The organism is Roseivirga sp., assembly GCF_965216855.1.
In the GTDB taxonomy this organism is placed as follows: domain Bacteria; phylum Bacteroidota; class Bacteroidia; order Cytophagales; family Cyclobacteriaceae; genus Roseivirga.
In genome coordinates this window covers 779,951-797,085 of sequence record NZ_OZ244204.1, presented here as the reverse complement: position 1 = coordinate 797,085, position 17,135 = coordinate 779,951, and the positions used below count along the sequence as shown (strand labels likewise).

Annotated in this window: 16 protein-coding genes; 8 read left to right on the top strand and 8 right to left on the bottom strand. The window is 41.4% G+C overall.

All coding sequences use genetic code 11. From position 1 onward, the window contains the following. Nucleotides 1-129: 129 nt before the first annotated feature. The 3 genes from ACOOEY_RS03490 (at nucleotide 130) to ACOOEY_RS03480 (ending at nucleotide 3,440) form a co-directional block, all read left to right on the top strand. On the top strand, nucleotides 130-435 hold the full coding sequence (locus ACOOEY_RS03490) for a DUF4160 domain-containing protein (protein WP_420387287.1): 306 nt from the start codon (nucleotides 130-132) through the stop codon (nucleotides 433-435). Then, a complete protein-coding gene (locus ACOOEY_RS03485; RefSeq protein WP_420387286.1) occupies nucleotides 432-713 on the top strand; it encodes a DUF2442 domain-containing protein in 282 nt (93 codons plus the stop codon). Before ACOOEY_RS03490 ends, ACOOEY_RS03485 begins: the two co-directional genes overlap by 4 nt. Nucleotides 714-992: 279 nt before the next feature. Next, nucleotides 993-3,440 (top strand): P-loop NTPase fold protein, encoded by a 2,448-nt coding sequence (locus ACOOEY_RS03480; RefSeq protein ID WP_420387285.1) that lies wholly within the window; start codon nucleotides 993-995, stop codon nucleotides 3,438-3,440. On the opposite strand, the gene ACOOEY_RS03475 is transcribed toward ACOOEY_RS03480, so the two are convergent. From ACOOEY_RS03475 to mtaB, 3 genes are all read right to left on the bottom strand, one after another. Next, entirely contained in the window at nucleotides 3,437-4,396 is a 960-nt protein-coding gene (locus tag ACOOEY_RS03475) for a hypothetical protein (protein ID WP_420387284.1), read from the bottom strand. The genes ACOOEY_RS03480 and ACOOEY_RS03475 overlap by 4 nt on opposite strands. A 106-nt stretch (nucleotides 4,397-4,502) precedes the next feature. Continuing rightward, nucleotides 4,503-4,736, bottom strand: a complete 234-nt coding sequence (locus tag ACOOEY_RS03470) for a hypothetical protein (protein WP_420387283.1) — start codon at nucleotides 4,734-4,736, stop codon at nucleotides 4,503-4,505. A 114-nt stretch (nucleotides 4,737-4,850) separates the two neighbouring features. Beyond that, nucleotides 4,851-6,170, bottom strand: a complete 1,320-nt coding sequence (gene mtaB / locus ACOOEY_RS03465; RefSeq protein WP_420387282.1) for a tRNA (N(6)-L-threonylcarbamoyladenosine(37)-C(2))-methylthiotransferase MtaB — start codon at nucleotides 6,168-6,170, stop codon at nucleotides 4,851-4,853. Nucleotides 6,171-6,403: 233 nt separating this feature from the next. Here mtaB and ACOOEY_RS03460 point away from each other — a divergent pair, with 233 nt between their 5' ends. Both ACOOEY_RS03460 and ACOOEY_RS03455 read left to right on the top strand, forming a co-directional pair. Next, complete coding sequence (locus tag ACOOEY_RS03460) at nucleotides 6,404-8,566, top strand: glutamine synthetase III (protein ID WP_420387281.1); 2,163 nt, start codon at nucleotides 6,404-6,406, stop codon at nucleotides 8,564-8,566. Between the two features lie 76 nt (nucleotides 8,567-8,642). Beyond that, nucleotides 8,643-9,521: an alpha/beta fold hydrolase gene (locus ACOOEY_RS03455; RefSeq protein WP_420387280.1), complete on the top strand. Its 879-nt coding sequence runs from the start codon at nucleotides 8,643-8,645 to the stop codon at nucleotides 9,519-9,521. Here the strand turns inward: ACOOEY_RS03455 and ACOOEY_RS03450 are convergent. Genes ACOOEY_RS03450 through ACOOEY_RS03435 form a run of 4 tightly spaced genes read right to left on the bottom strand, consistent with a single transcriptional unit; the run spans nucleotide 9,518 to nucleotide 12,867 of the window. Continuing rightward, nucleotides 9,518-9,679: a Lacal_2735 family protein gene (locus tag ACOOEY_RS03450; RefSeq protein ID WP_420387279.1), complete on the bottom strand. Its 162-nt coding sequence runs from the start codon at nucleotides 9,677-9,679 to the stop codon at nucleotides 9,518-9,520. The genes ACOOEY_RS03455 and ACOOEY_RS03450 overlap by 4 nt on opposite strands. A 41-nt stretch (nucleotides 9,680-9,720) precedes the next feature. Next, complete coding sequence (locus ACOOEY_RS03445; RefSeq protein ID WP_420387278.1) at nucleotides 9,721-11,247, bottom strand: toxin-antitoxin system YwqK family antitoxin; 1,527 nt, start codon at nucleotides 11,245-11,247, stop codon at nucleotides 9,721-9,723. Between the two features lie 49 nt (nucleotides 11,248-11,296). Further along, nucleotides 11,297-11,872, bottom strand: coding sequence for a hypothetical protein (locus ACOOEY_RS03440; protein ID WP_420387277.1), 576 nt, complete (start codon nucleotides 11,870-11,872; stop codon nucleotides 11,297-11,299). Beyond that, on the bottom strand, nucleotides 11,872-12,867 hold the full coding sequence (locus ACOOEY_RS03435; RefSeq protein WP_420387276.1) for a 3-oxoacyl-ACP synthase III family protein: 996 nt from the start codon (nucleotides 12,865-12,867) through the stop codon (nucleotides 11,872-11,874). The genes ACOOEY_RS03440 and ACOOEY_RS03435 overlap by 1 nt, the downstream gene beginning before the upstream one ends. A gap of 279 nt (nucleotides 12,868-13,146) precedes the next feature. Here ACOOEY_RS03435 and ACOOEY_RS03430 point away from each other — a divergent pair, with 279 nt between their 5' ends. Next, nucleotides 13,147-13,911 carry a DUF6503 family protein gene (locus ACOOEY_RS03430; protein ID WP_420387275.1) on the top strand — a complete coding sequence of 255 codons (765 nt, stop codon included), beginning with the start codon at nucleotides 13,147-13,149 and terminating at the stop codon, nucleotides 13,909-13,911. Here the strand turns inward: ACOOEY_RS03430 and ACOOEY_RS03425 are convergent. Then, nucleotides 13,908-14,606, bottom strand: coding sequence for an SOS response-associated peptidase (locus tag ACOOEY_RS03425; protein ID WP_420387274.1), 699 nt, complete (start codon nucleotides 14,604-14,606; stop codon nucleotides 13,908-13,910). The genes ACOOEY_RS03430 and ACOOEY_RS03425 overlap by 4 nt on opposite strands. Nucleotides 14,607-14,794: 188 nt before the next feature. On the opposite strand from ACOOEY_RS03425, the gene ACOOEY_RS03420 reads away from it, so the two are divergent. After that, entirely contained in the window at nucleotides 14,795-16,438 is a 1,644-nt protein-coding gene (locus ACOOEY_RS03420; protein ID WP_420387273.1) for a pyruvate dehydrogenase complex dihydrolipoamide acetyltransferase, read from the top strand. A gap of 54 nt (nucleotides 16,439-16,492) precedes the next feature. Further along, a complete protein-coding gene (gene hslV, locus ACOOEY_RS03415) occupies nucleotides 16,493-17,032 on the top strand; it encodes an ATP-dependent protease subunit HslV (RefSeq protein ID WP_420387272.1) in 540 nt (179 codons plus the stop codon). The last annotated feature ends 103 nt before the right edge of the window (nucleotides 17,033-17,135 follow it).

The window sequence follows — 17,135 nt, the reverse complement described above, 5'->3', positions numbered from 1 at the left end:
AGACTTAGTTCGATGGGTTGTTGGTACACTGAAACTAGAAGTCTAAAGTAAGGAAAAATTGCCCTTTTTGCATTGTGCTATTCAACTGAATAGGAAGGATTTTCTATATTAGTTTATACCGGTAAAAGCATGCCTAAGATTTTTGAATATCTCGGAATCGTTCTTTTTTTCTATTCCAATGAGCATTACCCAATTCATGTTCATGCAAGAAAGGGAGAATTCGAAAGTAAAGCAGAGTTTAGAATAGAGAATGGCAAGGTGGTAGAGATAGTGATCTCAAATATTCCAGGTAGGGACCCACTAAAAGACTCTGATTTAAAGGATTTTAAGCTATTTTTGAATAAGTATGCTAATCAGGTTGTATCTAAATGGGTAGATTATTTTGTGTACAACAAATCAGTGGAGTGCGAGAAGATCACTAAAAAATTGAAATGAAGGTTTCGGAAAGATATGTGGAATATAATGTGAAATCACTCAAAGTGATGGACGCTGTGTATCTGGACAATTACATGCTCTCGATTTCATTTAGCGATGGCAAAGAGGTGGAGGTTGACTTTTCTTCTTTCCTTTCATCTTCACAGCATCCCGAGATAAAAAAGTATCTCGACATAGCTCTTTTTAAGTCATTTCAGGTAATGAATGGAAACCTGGTTTGGGGAGACCACGATATGCTTTTTCCCGTGAGTCAGTTGTATCAAGGTAGTATTGATTAGATTTCTTTTAATGAATAGGCTGTTTCCTGTAGCCTGTTTCAAGCTCTTAACAATTTGAAGCAACTGCGATCAAATGATTTCCCCACCTTCTGCTAGTTATCAAAGCCCTTTAGAGGAGTATCATGGCTCTGAGACAGGTATGTGTATTGGTACTAGCTATCAGTAAATAGAGATTGAGTCTGATAGGTTGTTAGGTTGCCTCAACATAAGGAAAAGTAGTCTTTTCTCAGAGTTATAATTAATTTGAATGACTAGAATCATAAATGAACCATCAATACCATGAAATCAAATCTGCTTACACCTCCTGAAGTAGCTCGCTTATTAGTCCAGATTGATGAAGGCGATGGGGTAGAAGCTCTGTTTAAACAGCCCTACGAAGATTATATGGAGTACTTACTAAGTCATGATTTTATTTCAATGGCCTATGACCTTTTTCAAGGTCGAAGTAGAAAGGAAGAGCCTGAAGTCTCTGAAGAAGATTCTGATCCAGTGGTTGTAACTCTAAAGAAAAAGGGCACTGTCTTAAAAAACATACTTAATGATAAACAAGCACTTGAAGAGGTTAATAGAAAATATGCCAAAGGTATGCCGCCCGAGGCACTTGGTGAGATTTATGAAGAGTTTTATGGCGCTTTTGGAAGTAAAGAAGAAAAGGGCGGTCAGGACAGTGATGTAGGAGTTGAAACCGAAAAGGAAGAGTCGTATGGAAATACGGGTGAATTAACAGCCAGGGATCTTCAGGTTAGAATTGCCTTGAGGAGGCCTAACCTCAATTTCTGGTGGTTAAATGCTCATCCGGGCTATTGGCGCATGTCTAGAATGAGGGTGGGTGATGTTGAGACCTATAGTTTCTATAATGAAAAGGGTAACAGACGACAGCAGCCAAAGAGTTTTGAAGCGGTGAAGCCGGGTGATTTGATGGTGGGTTATGAAACCAGAGATGCTAAAGCTGTACAGGCTTTGTTTGAGATTGTTCAGGGAAAGCATGGAGCAGAAGGTCAGGAGCAGATATCCTTTCGGTTGTTGCAATTTCTTCCAAAGCACCCGCCTCTGGCTGAGTTAAAGGAATTGTCAGCTTTTTCCGAAATGACTATTGCCAAACAACAGGTGGGCAGTCTGTATGACCTGAGTGAGGCTGCTTTCAAGGAAGTGTTAGAAGCAGCAGGAATCTCCTCGGCTGCATTAAACGAGGGACAGAGAATACATAAGAATTTTGTCTTCCGCGACCTGAATAGTATTGAACCTGCGATTGGTGCTCCTGAGTTGGCTACAGAAGTATCCGATTTAATCAGGAACCTGCATAGAGAGCCTGGTATGATGGTGGGTATTTTCGGCAGATGGGGAAGAGGAAAGACATTCCTTTTCAACCTGGTATGGGAGAAGCTTTGCCCTCCTGATAAAGCAGATGTCAACTACGTTTCGAATAAGTTTATTCGAGCCAATTTTCATGCATGGAAATATCAGGACACAGAGGCCAGTTGGGCTTATTTGTATGAAGTATTAGCTCAGGAATTCTATAATGAAGTACATGGCTGGTGGAAGAGGAAGTTTCGACTGATTCGATTGAATTGGGCCCGAGGCAATAACTGGGAGTTAATTATGTTTTTGACTTCCCTTTTGGTGGGTGTAGGAGGATTAATTCTGTTCAATCAGGAAATGGACTTAGCGGCTGCGGTAGCGGCAATGCTTAGTTTTCTCGGTTTATCAGCTTCAACTATTTCAGGCTATCAGAAATTCTATGATCAGAATATTACTAAGGCCAGGGAGCTTTTAAAGAAATACACTACCAAACATAGCTACAGAAACCTCATGGGGATTCAGGCTGAAATTCAAGGTGAGATCAAAACCCTATTTCAGGTTTGGTTCAGGAAAAGGCCTGAACGTAAAGTAATTCTGTTTGTAGATGATATTGACCGGTGTGACGAAGAGAGAATCATTGAGATTGTAGATGCACTCCGTGTAATGTTGGAAGATGATCAGATTTTCGAACACCTGATTATTGTAGCAGCCATTGATGAGAGAATTCTGCGTAGAGCCATTCGATTGAAATATCGAGACCTGATTGAGGGAGAATCGGAACAAAAGGAACGTAAACTGAATGACCTCACAGAGGAGTATATGGATAAGCTCTTTATTGCCGGTATCCGATTAGGAGAACTGATGCCTGCTGAGAAATCGGAGATTTTTGCGGCTTTGACCAAGGGGCAGGTGGAAAACCTGGTTTCGGAAAAGGAGACTGTAGAGAATACCGGGGTGGGCAATGGACCGAGCGATGAGGAAACTCCGGGAGATAAAGGTGAGAATAGACAGGGAAATAAGCCAGCTGAAACTCGTTTCGATACAAGAGTACACCCGCTTGAAGAACAGACTTTCGAGATTAACAGTCTGGAAGCAGCCGAAATCAACGCTGGAATTGCCTCGCTGAACAACTCCACTCCAAGACAGATCAGAATATTCTACTATCGCTATGTGCTGGCTCGTAATTTCCTGAGAACCCTAAAGGATTTTGGTGATTGGGGTAAGGAATCCATACATCATAAATCTTTGGTTCAGGTTATAGTTTATCTGACCAATGCGGATTTAATGGGCGAGGATGTGCTGGTTGTAATTCAGGAATTGCCAAAAGACAAAACGGTTACTAAAGAAGTGAAGGACTACCTCAATTCACTCGAAGATATACAAAGAACAGAGTTCTTTAAGGTATTGGAAATGGTTGTCGCCTATTAGAATGGAGCAGCATAAATGACATCCCGGGTATCAGTTAACTTTACCTGATCTACTTCTCCGGCCCCTTCGAAATGATACCGGAAGCCTACTACCTGACCGATACTGGAAAGGACAGGGACTGTTAGCTGTTGCTGATTATTCAGATAGAACTTAACAAGTCCACCGTTTACCTCCATTTTAAACTGTTGCCATTGACTGTAATCAGCCTGAAGTTTTTTGAGGTCTACCTGAGTAGCATAATATTCATGACCGGCAATCACGAGTGGACTGTTGGTAGAGCAGGCATTAATTGACAATGGAATCTGAAAACTGGAATTGGTGCCGACCACTTCGATCTGAATATTCCTGCAGGGGGCAGCATAGGAATTATAGGTATGCCTGAGCCTTGTTTCCAGGGTAAAGTCCAACCCCGATACCGGGTTAATCTGATCAAAGTAGTGAAAGGTTAGGGTGGGGGGAGTATCAGTTTTAAGTATACTATTGAGTTTTATTTCGGAAAGGCCAATCATGGCTTCACACTTCAGGTCTTTTTCACTCAGATATTCAACCTGCGTACCATGACTGAGTGTGCCTGCCCAGCCATAAGACTTGACAAAGACATCGTGCACCTTCACAAGTTTGTTGTCTACTATCAGTTGAGCTTTGTAATATCCCGGATACTGATAAACTGTTTTCCACTCTTTCTGTGTCTTACTTACTCTGAATCCGTCAAGGTCTTCTTTGGATTTCCTGATATAGATATTATCAGATTCAATATTACTGAGATCGAGATCGAAAGTTATTTCTGCGGGTATTTGCAGACTGACATTCTTGCCTACAAAAGTAATGTCGAGCCAGGCACTTAAAGCGAAAAGCGCAGGTAGTGTCAGTAGAACAGAGGCATAAACGACTCTTTTTACCGTATAAATACGTTTGATCCAGGATGTTAATATCCGGATGAGCTGGGTTAAATACATATGGTTGGGGTGTGTCTTATAAGATAGGCTGTAGCTAAGACACTGTGAATGTATTACTTATATAAAGAAAAAGCAATTTCAAATATATAAAACTGCTTTTTGAGGCTTAAATAAAGATTATTATCCCAAGTGTTACCGATAAGATCAGAATGACGATTCTTTTGGTTAACTCATTCCTGCGCTCAACAGAAAGCTGTGACTTTAATTTGTTGAGATACTGAGGAGTGGCTTGCCTGAATCGGTACTTCCTGAATTCGGATTTTGCTTTAGGCTTGAAAGTGTTTGCCTCTTTAATGTTGAAAGCATCCCTTCGCGATGTTAAGGCTCTGTTCGCTTTCATTCTGTTAATTGAATCCATTATGTGACCTGCACTAGACATAGTCTGTTTTACGTACAGAAATGAAGGATTAACAGCTCTGGAGGATAAACGGGCCTGGGAAAAACGTAGCGGATTCTAATGACTCTCAAAGACCAGTTCAGGTTCTTCAACTTCTACCACACCACGGTCATTGAGTTGGGTGAGTTGCACCGTTTTGAGTTCATTGATTAATAATGGATCATACTTGGCAGTAACTCTTACATAGTTCTCGGTAAAGCCATGCATCATGCCATCTTCAACATCATCTTCGAAAAGAACAGTTCTGGTGGTACCCAACTGGCTTTCATAGAATTTTCTCTTCTTCTTCTCCGAAAGGATACGTAACATTTTAGAGCGCCTGGTTCTTTCTTTCATAGGAACTGTACCTTCCATTTCTGGGGCTGCGGTATTTGCTCTTTCCGAGTAGGTAAATACATGGAGATAGGAGATGTCCAGTTCGTTTAGGAAATTATAAGTGTCGAGAAAGTCTTCCTCTGTTTCACCCGGAAAACCAACAATGACATCGACACCAATACAGCAGTCAGGAATAATGTTTTTAATCTTAGAGACACGGTCTTCGTAAAGTTCACGCAGGTATCTTCTGCGCATCTTCCTCAAGATTTTATTGCTTCCTGACTGTAATGGAATGTGAAAATGTGGTACAAATCTTTTAGAGTTCAAAGTGAACTCAATGATCTCATTGGTCAACAGGTTAGGTTCTATTGATGAGATTCTGATTCTTTCAATGCCTTCAACTTCATCAATGGCTTTTACCAGATCAACAAAACGTTCTTCCCGTTTACCGTCCTGAATACCGAAGTCCCCAATGTTTACCCCGGTTAGCACTACCTCTTTAGTATCCGTGGCAGCAATCTCTCTGGCTGAGCCGATGATGTTCTCTATGCTGTCACTTCGACTTTTACCCCTGGCCAAAGGAATGGTACAGAAGGCACAGTGATAATTACAACCATCCTGAACTTTGAGGAAAGTTCTTGTTCTGTCATTAATAGAGTAAGCATTATTGAAAGCTCTGGCTTCTTTAATTTCGGAAGCCAATACCTGAGCTTCTTCAGATTTCCTGAAAGTGGGGAGTAGATCGAGCAGTCTGAACTTCTCCGCAGCTCCTAAAACGGCATCAACTCCTTCAATTTCAGAAATCTCTTTAGGTTTTAGCTGCGCATAACAACCAATGATTGCTATGAAGCCATCAGGGTTGATTTTCTGGGCCTCCCTTACAATCTTTCTACATTTTTTATCTGCATTGTCTGTGACAGAGCAGGTATTAATGATGAAAACATCGGGAGATTCGGCAAAGTCCACCTTTTTGAATCCTCTGTCTTCGAACTGACGGGAAATCGTTGAAGTTTCAGAGAAATTCAGTTTACAACCGAGGGTATAAAAGGCGACTTTCTTCATTTTCTTAACCGGGCAGCAAAGGTAATCAATCTTTAAAACAAAAAGTTCGATCAATTTGAAGTCTTCAGGATGGGTTTTTCAAGCAAATCACTGATCATGTGGCTTTTTTAACCGGAATTAATTCATGCAAACGTTTTTCATCAGAAATTAGATAAAAAAACAACCAGATTTAAGGTCGATTTACGTTTTTGTACTAATTTCGATGTGAATTTAAAACACAAAAGTCAACAGATATGTCGAATCAGCGCCAACGTGCCCTAAACATTGTTCAGCAGAGAACAACTGATCGAGTTTTTGCTCCGGCAGACAAGATTTCAGATTTCTTTGCAGAAGAAGTCTTCACTATGGAGAAGATGAAAGCCACTCTTGCTCCAGATACCTTTAAAAAGGTTGAAAGTGCCATTAAGAAAGGTAAGAAAATCGATGTTGAAACTGCTAACGAAGTAGCATCTGCGGTTAAGACATGGGCTATTTCTAAAGGTACTACACACTACACTCACTGGTTCCAGCCACTCACTGGAGCAACAGCTGAGAAACATGACTCTTTCTTCGATGCACACAAGGGTATTGAGGTTTTTAAAGGAAGTGAGCTGATTCAGCAGGAGCCTGATGCCTCTTCATTCCCGAACGGAGGTATTCGTTCAACTTTCGAAGCCAGAGGCTATACTGCCTGGGATCCGAGTTCTCCAATCTTTATTTGGGGTAGAACGCTGTGTATCCCTACCATTTTCGTGTCATACACTGGTGAGGCATTAGATTATAAGGCACCGTTGTTAAAAGCGGTTGAAGCAGTAGATAAGTCTGCGACTAAAGTGTGTCAACTATTCGATAGAAATGTAAACAGAGTAAGTGCTTCATTAGGTTGTGAACAGGAGTACTTTGTAGTCGATAAAGCCATGTTCAATGCAAGACCTGACCTTGTTATGGCAGGACGTACCGTTTTCGGTCGTCACCCTGCAAGAGGTCAGCAGTTGGATGATCACTACTTCGGATCGATTCCAAGCCGTGTTTACAACTACATGAAAGATTTTGAGATTGAGTGTTTGAAACTGGGTATTCCGGTATCAACCAGACACAATGAGGTGGCTCCGGCTCAGTTCGAAGTGGCTCCAATCTTTGAAGATATCAACGTAGCTACTGATCACAACTCATTGATGATGGACGTGATGAATCGAGTAGCTGAAAGACATGATCTTAAAGTATTGTTCCACGAAAAACCATTTGCCGGATTAAACGGTAGTGGAAAACACAATAACTGGTCATTAATTGCCTCTAATGGTGTTAATGTATTCCAGCCAAGTTCAAGTGCAAGAGAGAACCTTCAGTTCCTTACCTTCCTGGTAAACACTGTTAAGGCTATTCATGAGAATGCTGGTTTGTTGAGAGCTAGTATTGCTTCTGCAGGAAACGACCACCGACTTGGTGCCAATGAGGCTCCTCCGGCTATCATGTCTGTTTTCCTTGGTTCTGATCTTACGGCGGTGCTTGATGAACTGGAGAACAACGGTAATATTAAAGTAGATAAAGGGGAGAACATGTATATGAAGTTGGGTATCGATAAAATCCCTCAGATTATACTTGACAATACTGATAGAAACAGAACATCTCCATTTGCCTTCACTGGTAATAAGTTTGAGTTCAGAGCGGTAGGTTCAAACCAAAACGTTGCAGAACCAATGACTGTACTTAACCTGATTATGGCTAAGCAGTTGAAAGAGTTCTACAAAGTGGTTACTGACAGAATTAATAAAGGCGAAGACAAGAAAATCGCTATTGTTAATGTGCTAAGAGAGTATATTAAAACCTCTAAGCCGGTAAGATTCGAAGGTGATGGATACTCTCAGGAGTGGGAAGATGAGGCAGCTAAGAGAGGTTTGCCGAATGTAAAAGACACTCCTCGTGCACTTGATGCTTATGTAACCAATGAGGCGAAAGGCATATTCGAAGAGTTTGGAGTTATGTCTTCAATTGAGTTGGAAGCCAGAAATGAAATTCAACTTGAGAACTATATCCTGAAAATTCAGATCGAAGCCCGTTTGATTTCTGAGATTGCTATGGCTCAGGTAGTGCCTGCTGCTGTTAGCTATCAGAATAAACTGATGCAGAATGCTAAAGGTCTGGCTGAGTTTGGTTTGGATATAGACCACATCAAGTCAATCCTTGAGAAGATTAATGCCCAAATTGTGACTATCCAGAAGAATGTTCAGGCGATGAACGATGTCAGAGGAGAGGTGAACAACATTGAGGAGTCAAGAGAAAGAGCAATTGCTTACTGCGATCAGATCAAGGGAGTTTACTTCGATGTTATCAGAGAAGCGGTAGACCGATTAGAAGGTATTCTTGATGATGAAGCATGGCCATTGCTGAAATACAGAGAAATGTTATTCTTAAGATAAGAAGCTGACAACATAGATTTAAAAAACCACTTTCGTTTGAAAGTGGTTTTTTATTTTACATCAAATCTGTCTTAGCATGAAAGCTGGAAAAAAGGTAAGGATAGGCTGCCTCAGCGTGTTCGTTTTATTTATTGTTTTCTCACAGGTAGTGAGCAGCTGTATCAGTTTCTCTATGTCTGACAAGGAGGTAGAAAAATACTTTGCTGACAAAGCAGTGAAGCCTGAAGAAGTATTTTATGATGTAGACGGGTATGAGATGCACTATGAGAAACTGGCGATAGGGGAAGAGGGGGCTTTTATCTTTATCCACGGTACACCAGGTTCCTGGGATGCTTTTATCGACTACTTTGCCGATAGCACACTCTATAATAGAGCCGAGATCATTTCGCCTGACCGACCGGGCTTTGGAAAATCAAGTTATGCCAGGCCAGTCCGCTCTTTGGAAGAACAGGCCCGATTGCTAAAGCCAATACTGGAAGCTGCCCAATCACCGAGAATTCTGATCGGACATTCTTTGGGAGGTCCTATTGCGGTTCGTCTGGCTATGGACTATCCGGAGTTAGTGGACGGTATGATTCTACTGGCACCTGCCTTAGATCCGGCTCTTGAACCTGATGAAGATTGGTTCAGAAAGCCCATGAGGTGGCCAGTCATTGGTGCCATCGCTCCTAAGATTTTCAGAATATCAAATGAAGAACTCGTGTTCCTGGAAGAAGAGCTGGAGTTTATGCTTCCTTTGTGGCAAGGAGTGGAAGCAAATACCATAACAATTCAGGGTACTTCCGATAGTTTGGTGGACCCGGGTAATGGTCCTTTTGCCGATAGTGCTCTAGTCAATGCTCCTCACAAACTCATTATGCTGGAAGGGCAGAACCATTTCCTGCCCTGGAATGAGTCTGTGTTGATTAAAAAAGAATTATTGAGCTTAATGGATGAACTGAAAGCCAAGGATTAATCCATTGATTCAATCTTTTGAAGCAATTCATTAGCTTCAGCCGCTTTGAGATCGCTGGCTTTTCTATCTGTATGGGAAAGCTTGTAAGACTCTTCAATAAGTTTGGAGTACTTTTCCTGAAGTTTCTCTTTTTCTGATTTTCTTTTGAACCAAGGCATATCTTTTTTTGAGCATAACAGGCTGTTGAAGGAATTGTTCTTTAATTCTGCTCAGCTGTGTTTTTCAATTCACCGTTTTCGTAGATTTCAACTTCTGTTACAGTGCCATATCTGGAATAAATTTGCCAGGGCCCTTCCTTTATTCCGTTTCTTAACTCACCACTGGTAAGCAGGCGGCCTTTGTTGTCATAGAATCTCCAGGTGCCGTTAGGTAAACCATTACTATAGTTTCCTTCAGAGTATTTCTCGCCATCAGCATAATAGTTGATCACTTTTCCATTGCCCTCTTTCAGTGTGCCCGAGGAATGGCTTCTGCCTCGTTCATCAGTGTAATCCGTCAGTGTGAGGAGCTTTCCGTTTTTCCATGTCTCTTCTTTCATGGTCGAGCCATTTTGGTGGAAGTATCCCCAGAGGCCATCTTTTTCACCTTTTTCGTAGCTTCCTATCGATTCAAGCTTACCATTTCCATAGTAGTAAAACCATTGACCCAATTCCTGATCGTCCTGATAGGCTCCTTCTGCAATCAGAGTACCTTCATTGCTGAAGGATTTCCAGTTTCCGATCCTTTTGTCTTTGGCATATCGGCCGAGGTCTGAGATCATGCCATTTTCATGGAAGAATTTCCATGGGCCCGTCTTGAGGCCAAGGCTGTAATTACCTTCTGTGCTCAATACTCCATTGTCATAGTATTGCTGGTATAGGCTATCGGCCAAACCATATTTGTAATAGGTAACAGATTCTACTTTTCTGTTGGCATGCCAGGTGGTTGCTTCACCCACTGGCTCATCGTTTTGGTATGTGATTTCAGAAGCCTTTCTTCCATTGAAATGATAGGTGATCCATGTACCGGTTCTTTTTCCCTCATTATAATATTCAATCGCTGCTTCAAAGTTAGGACCATAGAAATATTCCCAGGTACCATCTCTTTCTCCATTTACAAATTGTCCTTTTTCGATGACCATGCCATCATAATCGAACTTCTTCCAATCTCCATGTAAAAGGCCCTTTTTATAATAGGTCTCCACGGTCATGACACCAAACTCATCGTACGTGGTATATTGTCCATCTAACTGATCATTTTCATAATTGGAAATGAATTCCCTATTTCCATTTCTATGGAAGCCTGACCAAAGGCCTTCTTTCTTTCCATCTTTAAAGTCTCCTCTCTCCAAAAGAGAAGAGTCTTCTCTGAATGATTCCCATTGACCATTCAATTGACCATCAGCAAAATTGGCTTTGGCGGCTATTACACGACTTTCATAGAAAAGATAGTAAGCACCATTTAAGGTGTCATTTCTATAGCTAAGACGGGCTCTTTCCATCATATCAATGAAAATATTCCAGTAGCCGGTCCTTTGTCCGTTAATGTAGTTTCCGCGATGTATATAGCTGCTGTCTTCGTTGTAGGCCACCCAAAGTCCTTCCTTCAGGCCGTTCTTAGTCTCTCCTTTAAAGATGAGGTTCTGGTCTTCTGACGGGTATATCAGGTTGAAAGCATCTTGCCCTTTTAGGGAAAGTGCAGTAAGGAGTAGTATAAAAATTGTGAAAGTGCGTCTTACTTGCCACATAGGTTTTGGAGGTTGAGATTGGCCTATTTTTAACAAATATTAAGCCAATTCATTTTGAAAGCCATTCATTAAAACACTCAATGCTCAAACGATGGAGAGCCTTAATTTGGTTCATATTAAACTGTTTGAAGAGCCTTATTGATTTGTTTTTTGTGAAATAATCTTCTGCCAGGTAAAGATTATTAGAATTAAGCTCTAAGGTGTGTAGATGAGAAGTGTCTGTTTCCCAGATGTTTTCGTCAACGATAAGCCCCACTTTACTATTGGTCAACTCACTTAATTTGTCTCTGTAAAAAGGAATGAATTTTTCAGTCAGAATCAGATTGCATGAAAAGAAATTACCATACCAGACTATAACTCTGAAACTGAAAATACCTTCATCGCCAAAGGTAGAGGGAAAGTCGAATACCTGATAGGGAAAGCCTTTATAGTTGTAACCCCTGCTTACCTTCCCGGGTATGGGTGAGGCTTCTTCTGGGATGAACCAATCGGTTTTGTTCTTCCAATTGCTTAGCAATGACTGCTGAACATCGTAGAGCAATTTGTTTACCTGTTCATCTACCTTTCTTTTCAGAAGAAAGTAATCTTTGGCTTGAAGGAATTCGACTTCCTGATCATTAAGCATTACCAACGAATCAATGCTGATGCCCAGGTAAAGCCACTTCCAAAAGCGGCAAGACAGATTAGGTCGCCCTCTTTGATTTTACCTGCTTCCCATGCCTCACTCATGGCAATAGGAATAGAAGCTGCGGTAGTATTACCAAGCTTCATTATGTTGTTAAATACCTTTTCATCAGGCAGATTAAACTGTTTCTGGACAAAGTTGCTGATCCTCAGGTTAGCCTGATGCGGCACCAATAGATCTATGTCTTCCGGTACATGACCATTTTGCTCCAGAGCCTCTTTAATCACTTCACTGAACCGGACTACCGCATGCTTGAATACGGCATTGCCATTCATGGTAAGGTTAAATGTTTTTCCATCCAGCAGCTCTTTCGAAAGCCTTACCTGTCTGCTCGATCCCGGATCTTTTACATAAAGCTCTTCCGCATAATCGCCATCAGCATGAAGATGAGTGGAAAGTATGCCCTTTTTCTCATCGGTTGCCTGAAGAATGGCAGCACCGGCACCATCCGCAAAAATGACAGAGCTGGAACGACCCTCTGTAGACTTGTCCAGAGCAGAAGATTGTATTTCGGCACCAACCACTAATACGTTTTTATACATGCCTGTTTTTATAAACTGATCGGCAATGGATAAGGCATAGATGAAACCAGAACAGGCGTTTCTGATGTCAAGGGCTCCAATACCTTGAAGGCCTAGTTCTCTTTGGAGTAAGACACCTGATCCGGGAAAGAAATAATCCGGAGTAATGGTGGCAAAGACAATAAAGTCTATTTCTTTAACATCCATTTGAGCTCGTTCCAAAGCCATATGAGTGGCCCGGGTAGCCATATTGGATACAGTGTCCTTTTCCGGGTTAAACCATCTTCTCTCCTCAATACCGGTACGTTCAACAATCCATTCATTGTTCGTATCCATGATTTTTTCCAGGTCACTGTTTTTGACCACATTCTCAGGAACATAGTGTCCCAATCCGACAATCTTCGAGTTTTTCACAGGTGATGAATTTTATGTTTGAGCATTTGCCGAAACCCTCCATTTCGGTGTATTCTTGCTATTTGGTGGCGACCAATTTACAAATATTAGTTAAACCGCTATTGTCAGTGCCACTTCACAACCATTAGTTTTTTTATGTCGCCATTAAAATATGTAATCCCTAACATTTACAATGAATAGCTAGTTGCACATTAAATTTTAGTGTAAGATTGGGGTTTGTAAAAACGGAAACATCCAGGAGGCATATTCGTATCAGTGTTCGGAAGTTGTTTGAGTGAAATGAAAAAGAGCGGTATCCATTATTTACTGGCCATTACCTTACTGTCTATTTATAGTTGTGGACAGAAGTCAGAAGAACTGACTGTAGATCAGGTGATTGAAAAGGCAGTTGACGCTCATGGGGGAGATCGGTATGACAATATGGAGGTGCAATTCGATTTCAGAAACAGGCATTACCGAGCCAAGATTACCAATGGTGAATATGTTTATGAAAGAACCTTTCAGTCAGAAAACGGCTGGGTAACTGACATTTGGTCAAATAAGAAGTTCAAGAGAATGATCGATGAAAAAGAGATTCATCTCGATCGTGAGTCCATGCAGACTTATAGAACTGCCACAAATTCCGTGATCTATTTTGCTCTGTTGCCTTTTAACCTGGATGACCCTGTTGTAAACCGTCAATTGATGCGTTCGGTAGAAATTAAAGGGGAGCCCTACTATAAAGTGGAAATCACCTATGGAGAAATGGGGGGCGAAAAAGAAGACTTTGAAAACGTGTATGTCTATTGGATACATAAAGAACGGTTCACTATGGATTACCTGGCTTATTCCTTCAATATCAATGGAGGAGGAGTAAGGTTCAGAGAAGCATATAATGCCCGGGAAGTAGAAGGAATCCGTTTTCAGGACTATAGAAACTACACTATTGACGAAGATTATCCGGCTCAGGAGCTTGATTATGCCTATACCACTGACAAGCTTCGTCTGGTTTCAGATATCAAGCTGGAGAATGTAAAAGTCGAGCTGAATAATCAGGTCGACTAATTGAATAAGGTCAGGTTTCCGAATTGATTGGCCGGTGGTACCTTCTGCCACAAATCAGCATTGTTAAATTGTGGATCAGCCAGTTTAGGGTTAATGGTATAGCTCTTAATGGCTTCATCATTGAAAGGTACTACGTACTCCAGAATGCTTTCAGCCGTATTAGAATCATTTAGCCATTCCACCAACAAGTCATCGTTCAGAAGAGCCGGCATTCTCTCAGATACATCATTGATATCTGAATTAGCCTTTGTGGTCAGCATCATAAAAGTATTAACCTGCTCGCCTTCCTCATTCTCGAAAGAATCCCAAATGCCTGCAATGCTGAAAAGAGAATTGTTTGACAGATAAAACCTGTAAGGTACCTGCTCTTTTTTACCCAGGTCTTTCCAGTAATAAAAACTATCAGCAGGAATAATACAACGCTGCTGCTTAAGACTTTTCCTTTGAGAAGCCTTATTTAAAATGTCTTCCACTGGAGCAAACAACAACTTATGACTTACGCCTTTACTTTTGGTAAATGAAGGGGTAATGCCCCAATGGTAATAATTCAGCATGTCCGGGTCAGCACTTGTAATAACAGGCAAAAGATCAGTAGGTTGCGCATTATAGGTGCCCTTGTGTCCTTCAGGAATTTCTACGCTAAAATGTTCTTTAATGAGTTGAGCCTCGGAAGCAATTGAGTAGTTCGGGAGCATTTAATAGACTAATAAGTTGAACCAAGTTCGGTAAAATTGGCTTTTGAATCAAATACTCAACAAGTTGTTTGTAAATAATTAGGAAGACAGCCTAATAGAGTACATCAGGCTTGTTTATTCTGGTTGGTTTAATTTGAATATAGATTGTTTTAAACCTATTTTTGGAGCTCAAATTTTGATAAAGCAATATGGCTGAAATTGTAAAGATGCCGAAGATGAGTGACACCATGGAAGAGGGTGTTATTGCTGTTTGGCATAAAAAAGTTGGTGATAAAGTAGAATCAGGAGAATTGATGGCTGAGATCGAGACAGATAAGGCCACCATGGACTATGAATCATTCAATGAGGGTACCGTACTTTATCTCGGTGCAGAAGAAGGAGAAGCTGTTCCGGTGAATGGTGTTCTTGCTATTGTAGGTGAAGAAGGTGAAGATTATAAGTCCCTTTTGAATGGTAGTGAGTCTTCAACTGAAGAGAAGGAGGCTGATGTCCCGGCTGAAAAGACTGAATCTGCGCCAGCAGAAAAAATAGATACCAGTAATATCAACGCAGAGATTGTAAGAATGCCAAAGATGAGTGACACCATGGAAGAAGGTGTTATTGCAGCATGGCATAAGAAAGTAGGAGATAGCGTTGAATCAGGAGAATTAATGGCTGAGATCGAAACCGATAAGGCCACTATGGAATATGAGTCTTACAATGATGGAACCGTACTTTATCTGGGAGCCGAAGAAGGTAACTCAGTGAAAGTTAATGGTATCCTGGCGATTGTGGGAGAAGAAGGTGCTGATTATGAAGCACTCATTAAAGCTGATGCACAAGGCGGAAGCAATGATGCTGAGCCAGAGGAGGATGCACCTAAAGAAACAGCTTCTTCTGCCGCGCCAGCTGCTACTTCTGAATCTGGTTCAGCGGCTACTACTGACTCTAATGTGTCATCAAATGGCAGAATTAAGGCTTCACCCTTAGCTAAGAAATTAGCTGAAGAAAAAGGGATCAATCTGAATCAGGTTCAGGGTTCCGGTGATGGTGGAAGAATCGTTAAGAGAGACATAGAAAACTTTGTTCCAACACAACAGGCTGCTTCGGCTGCTGCTCCTGAGGCAGAGCAATCGGCTCCTGCCATCGAGCTGCCTAAAGTAGTTGGCGAAGAAAGCTTCGAAGAAATGAGAGTCAGCCAGATGCGTAAGACGATTGCGAAAAGACTGGCGCAGAGCAAGTTTACGGCTCCACATTTCTACCTGACCATGGAGATTAACATGGACAAAGCCATTGAAGCCAGAAAGAGCATGAATGAGATTTCTCCTGTGAAGATTTCATTCAATGACATGGTGATTAAGGCGGCCTCAGTTGCATTGAGAAAGCACCCAATGGTCAATGCTTCTTGGCTGGAAGATAAAATCAGAATCAACCACCACGTACATATCGGAGTGGCTGTAGCTGTAGATGAGGGACTATTGGTACCTGTAGTAAGATTCGCTGATAGCAAGCCCCTTTCTCACATTTCTGCAGAAGTGAAAGAATTAGGAGGTAAGGCCAAGAATAAAAAACTACAGCCTGAGGAAATGCAGGGGAATACCTTCACCATTTCAAATCTGGGTATGTTTGGTATCGATGAGTTTACCGCTATTATTAATCCACCAGATTCATGTATCATGGCTGTCGGTGGAATTAAAGAGACCGCTGTGGTGAAAGATGGTCAATTGACAATAGGTAACATTATGAAAGTAACCTTGTCTTGCGATCACCGTGTAGTAGATGGAGCGGTTGGTTCGGCATTCTTGCAGACCTTTAAGAGTTTGCTGGAAGACCCGGTGAGAATTCTAGTTTAAATTGAATATAACGTCCCGCTTCTAGCGGGACGATTTGTTTATAAGCATATCGAAATGACAAAAATAAAATCAACGACTGTCCTGGCTGTAAAACACAATGGTTCAATCTCCATTGGTGCAGATGGTCAGGCTACCATGGGGAATACCGTAGCCAAGAGTAATGTAAAGAAGATCAGGAAGCTGCAAGAGGGTAAAATCGTTACCGGTTTTGCAGGCTCTACTGCTGATGCTTTTACACTCCTGGAAAGGTTTGATGAGAAACTGAATGCCTATGGAGGCAATATGAAACGTGCTGCTATTGAATTGGCGAAGGACTGGCGAATGGATAGATACCTGCGCAAACTGGAGTCAATGCTCATAGTGGTAGATAAAGACGATATTCTGATCCTCTCCGGAACCGGTGATGTTTTGGAACCTGATAATGGTATTGCAGCCATAGGTTCCGGAAGCATGTATGCACAGGCAGCGGCTCAGGCATTGGTCAAACACGCACCTCAACTTGACAGTAAAGAAATTGTAGAAGAAAGCCTGAAAATCGCGGCTGACATCTGTATTTACACCAATAGTAATTTGATTATTGAGAGAATTGGTTAATTTTGTTGTTAGGAAAAAGTACAACTTTTTCTTCTGACACCAACAACACCTATCATTTTCTAACTCCTCTGGGCTTTACTCAGCGTAAGAGCTATTGCTCTTT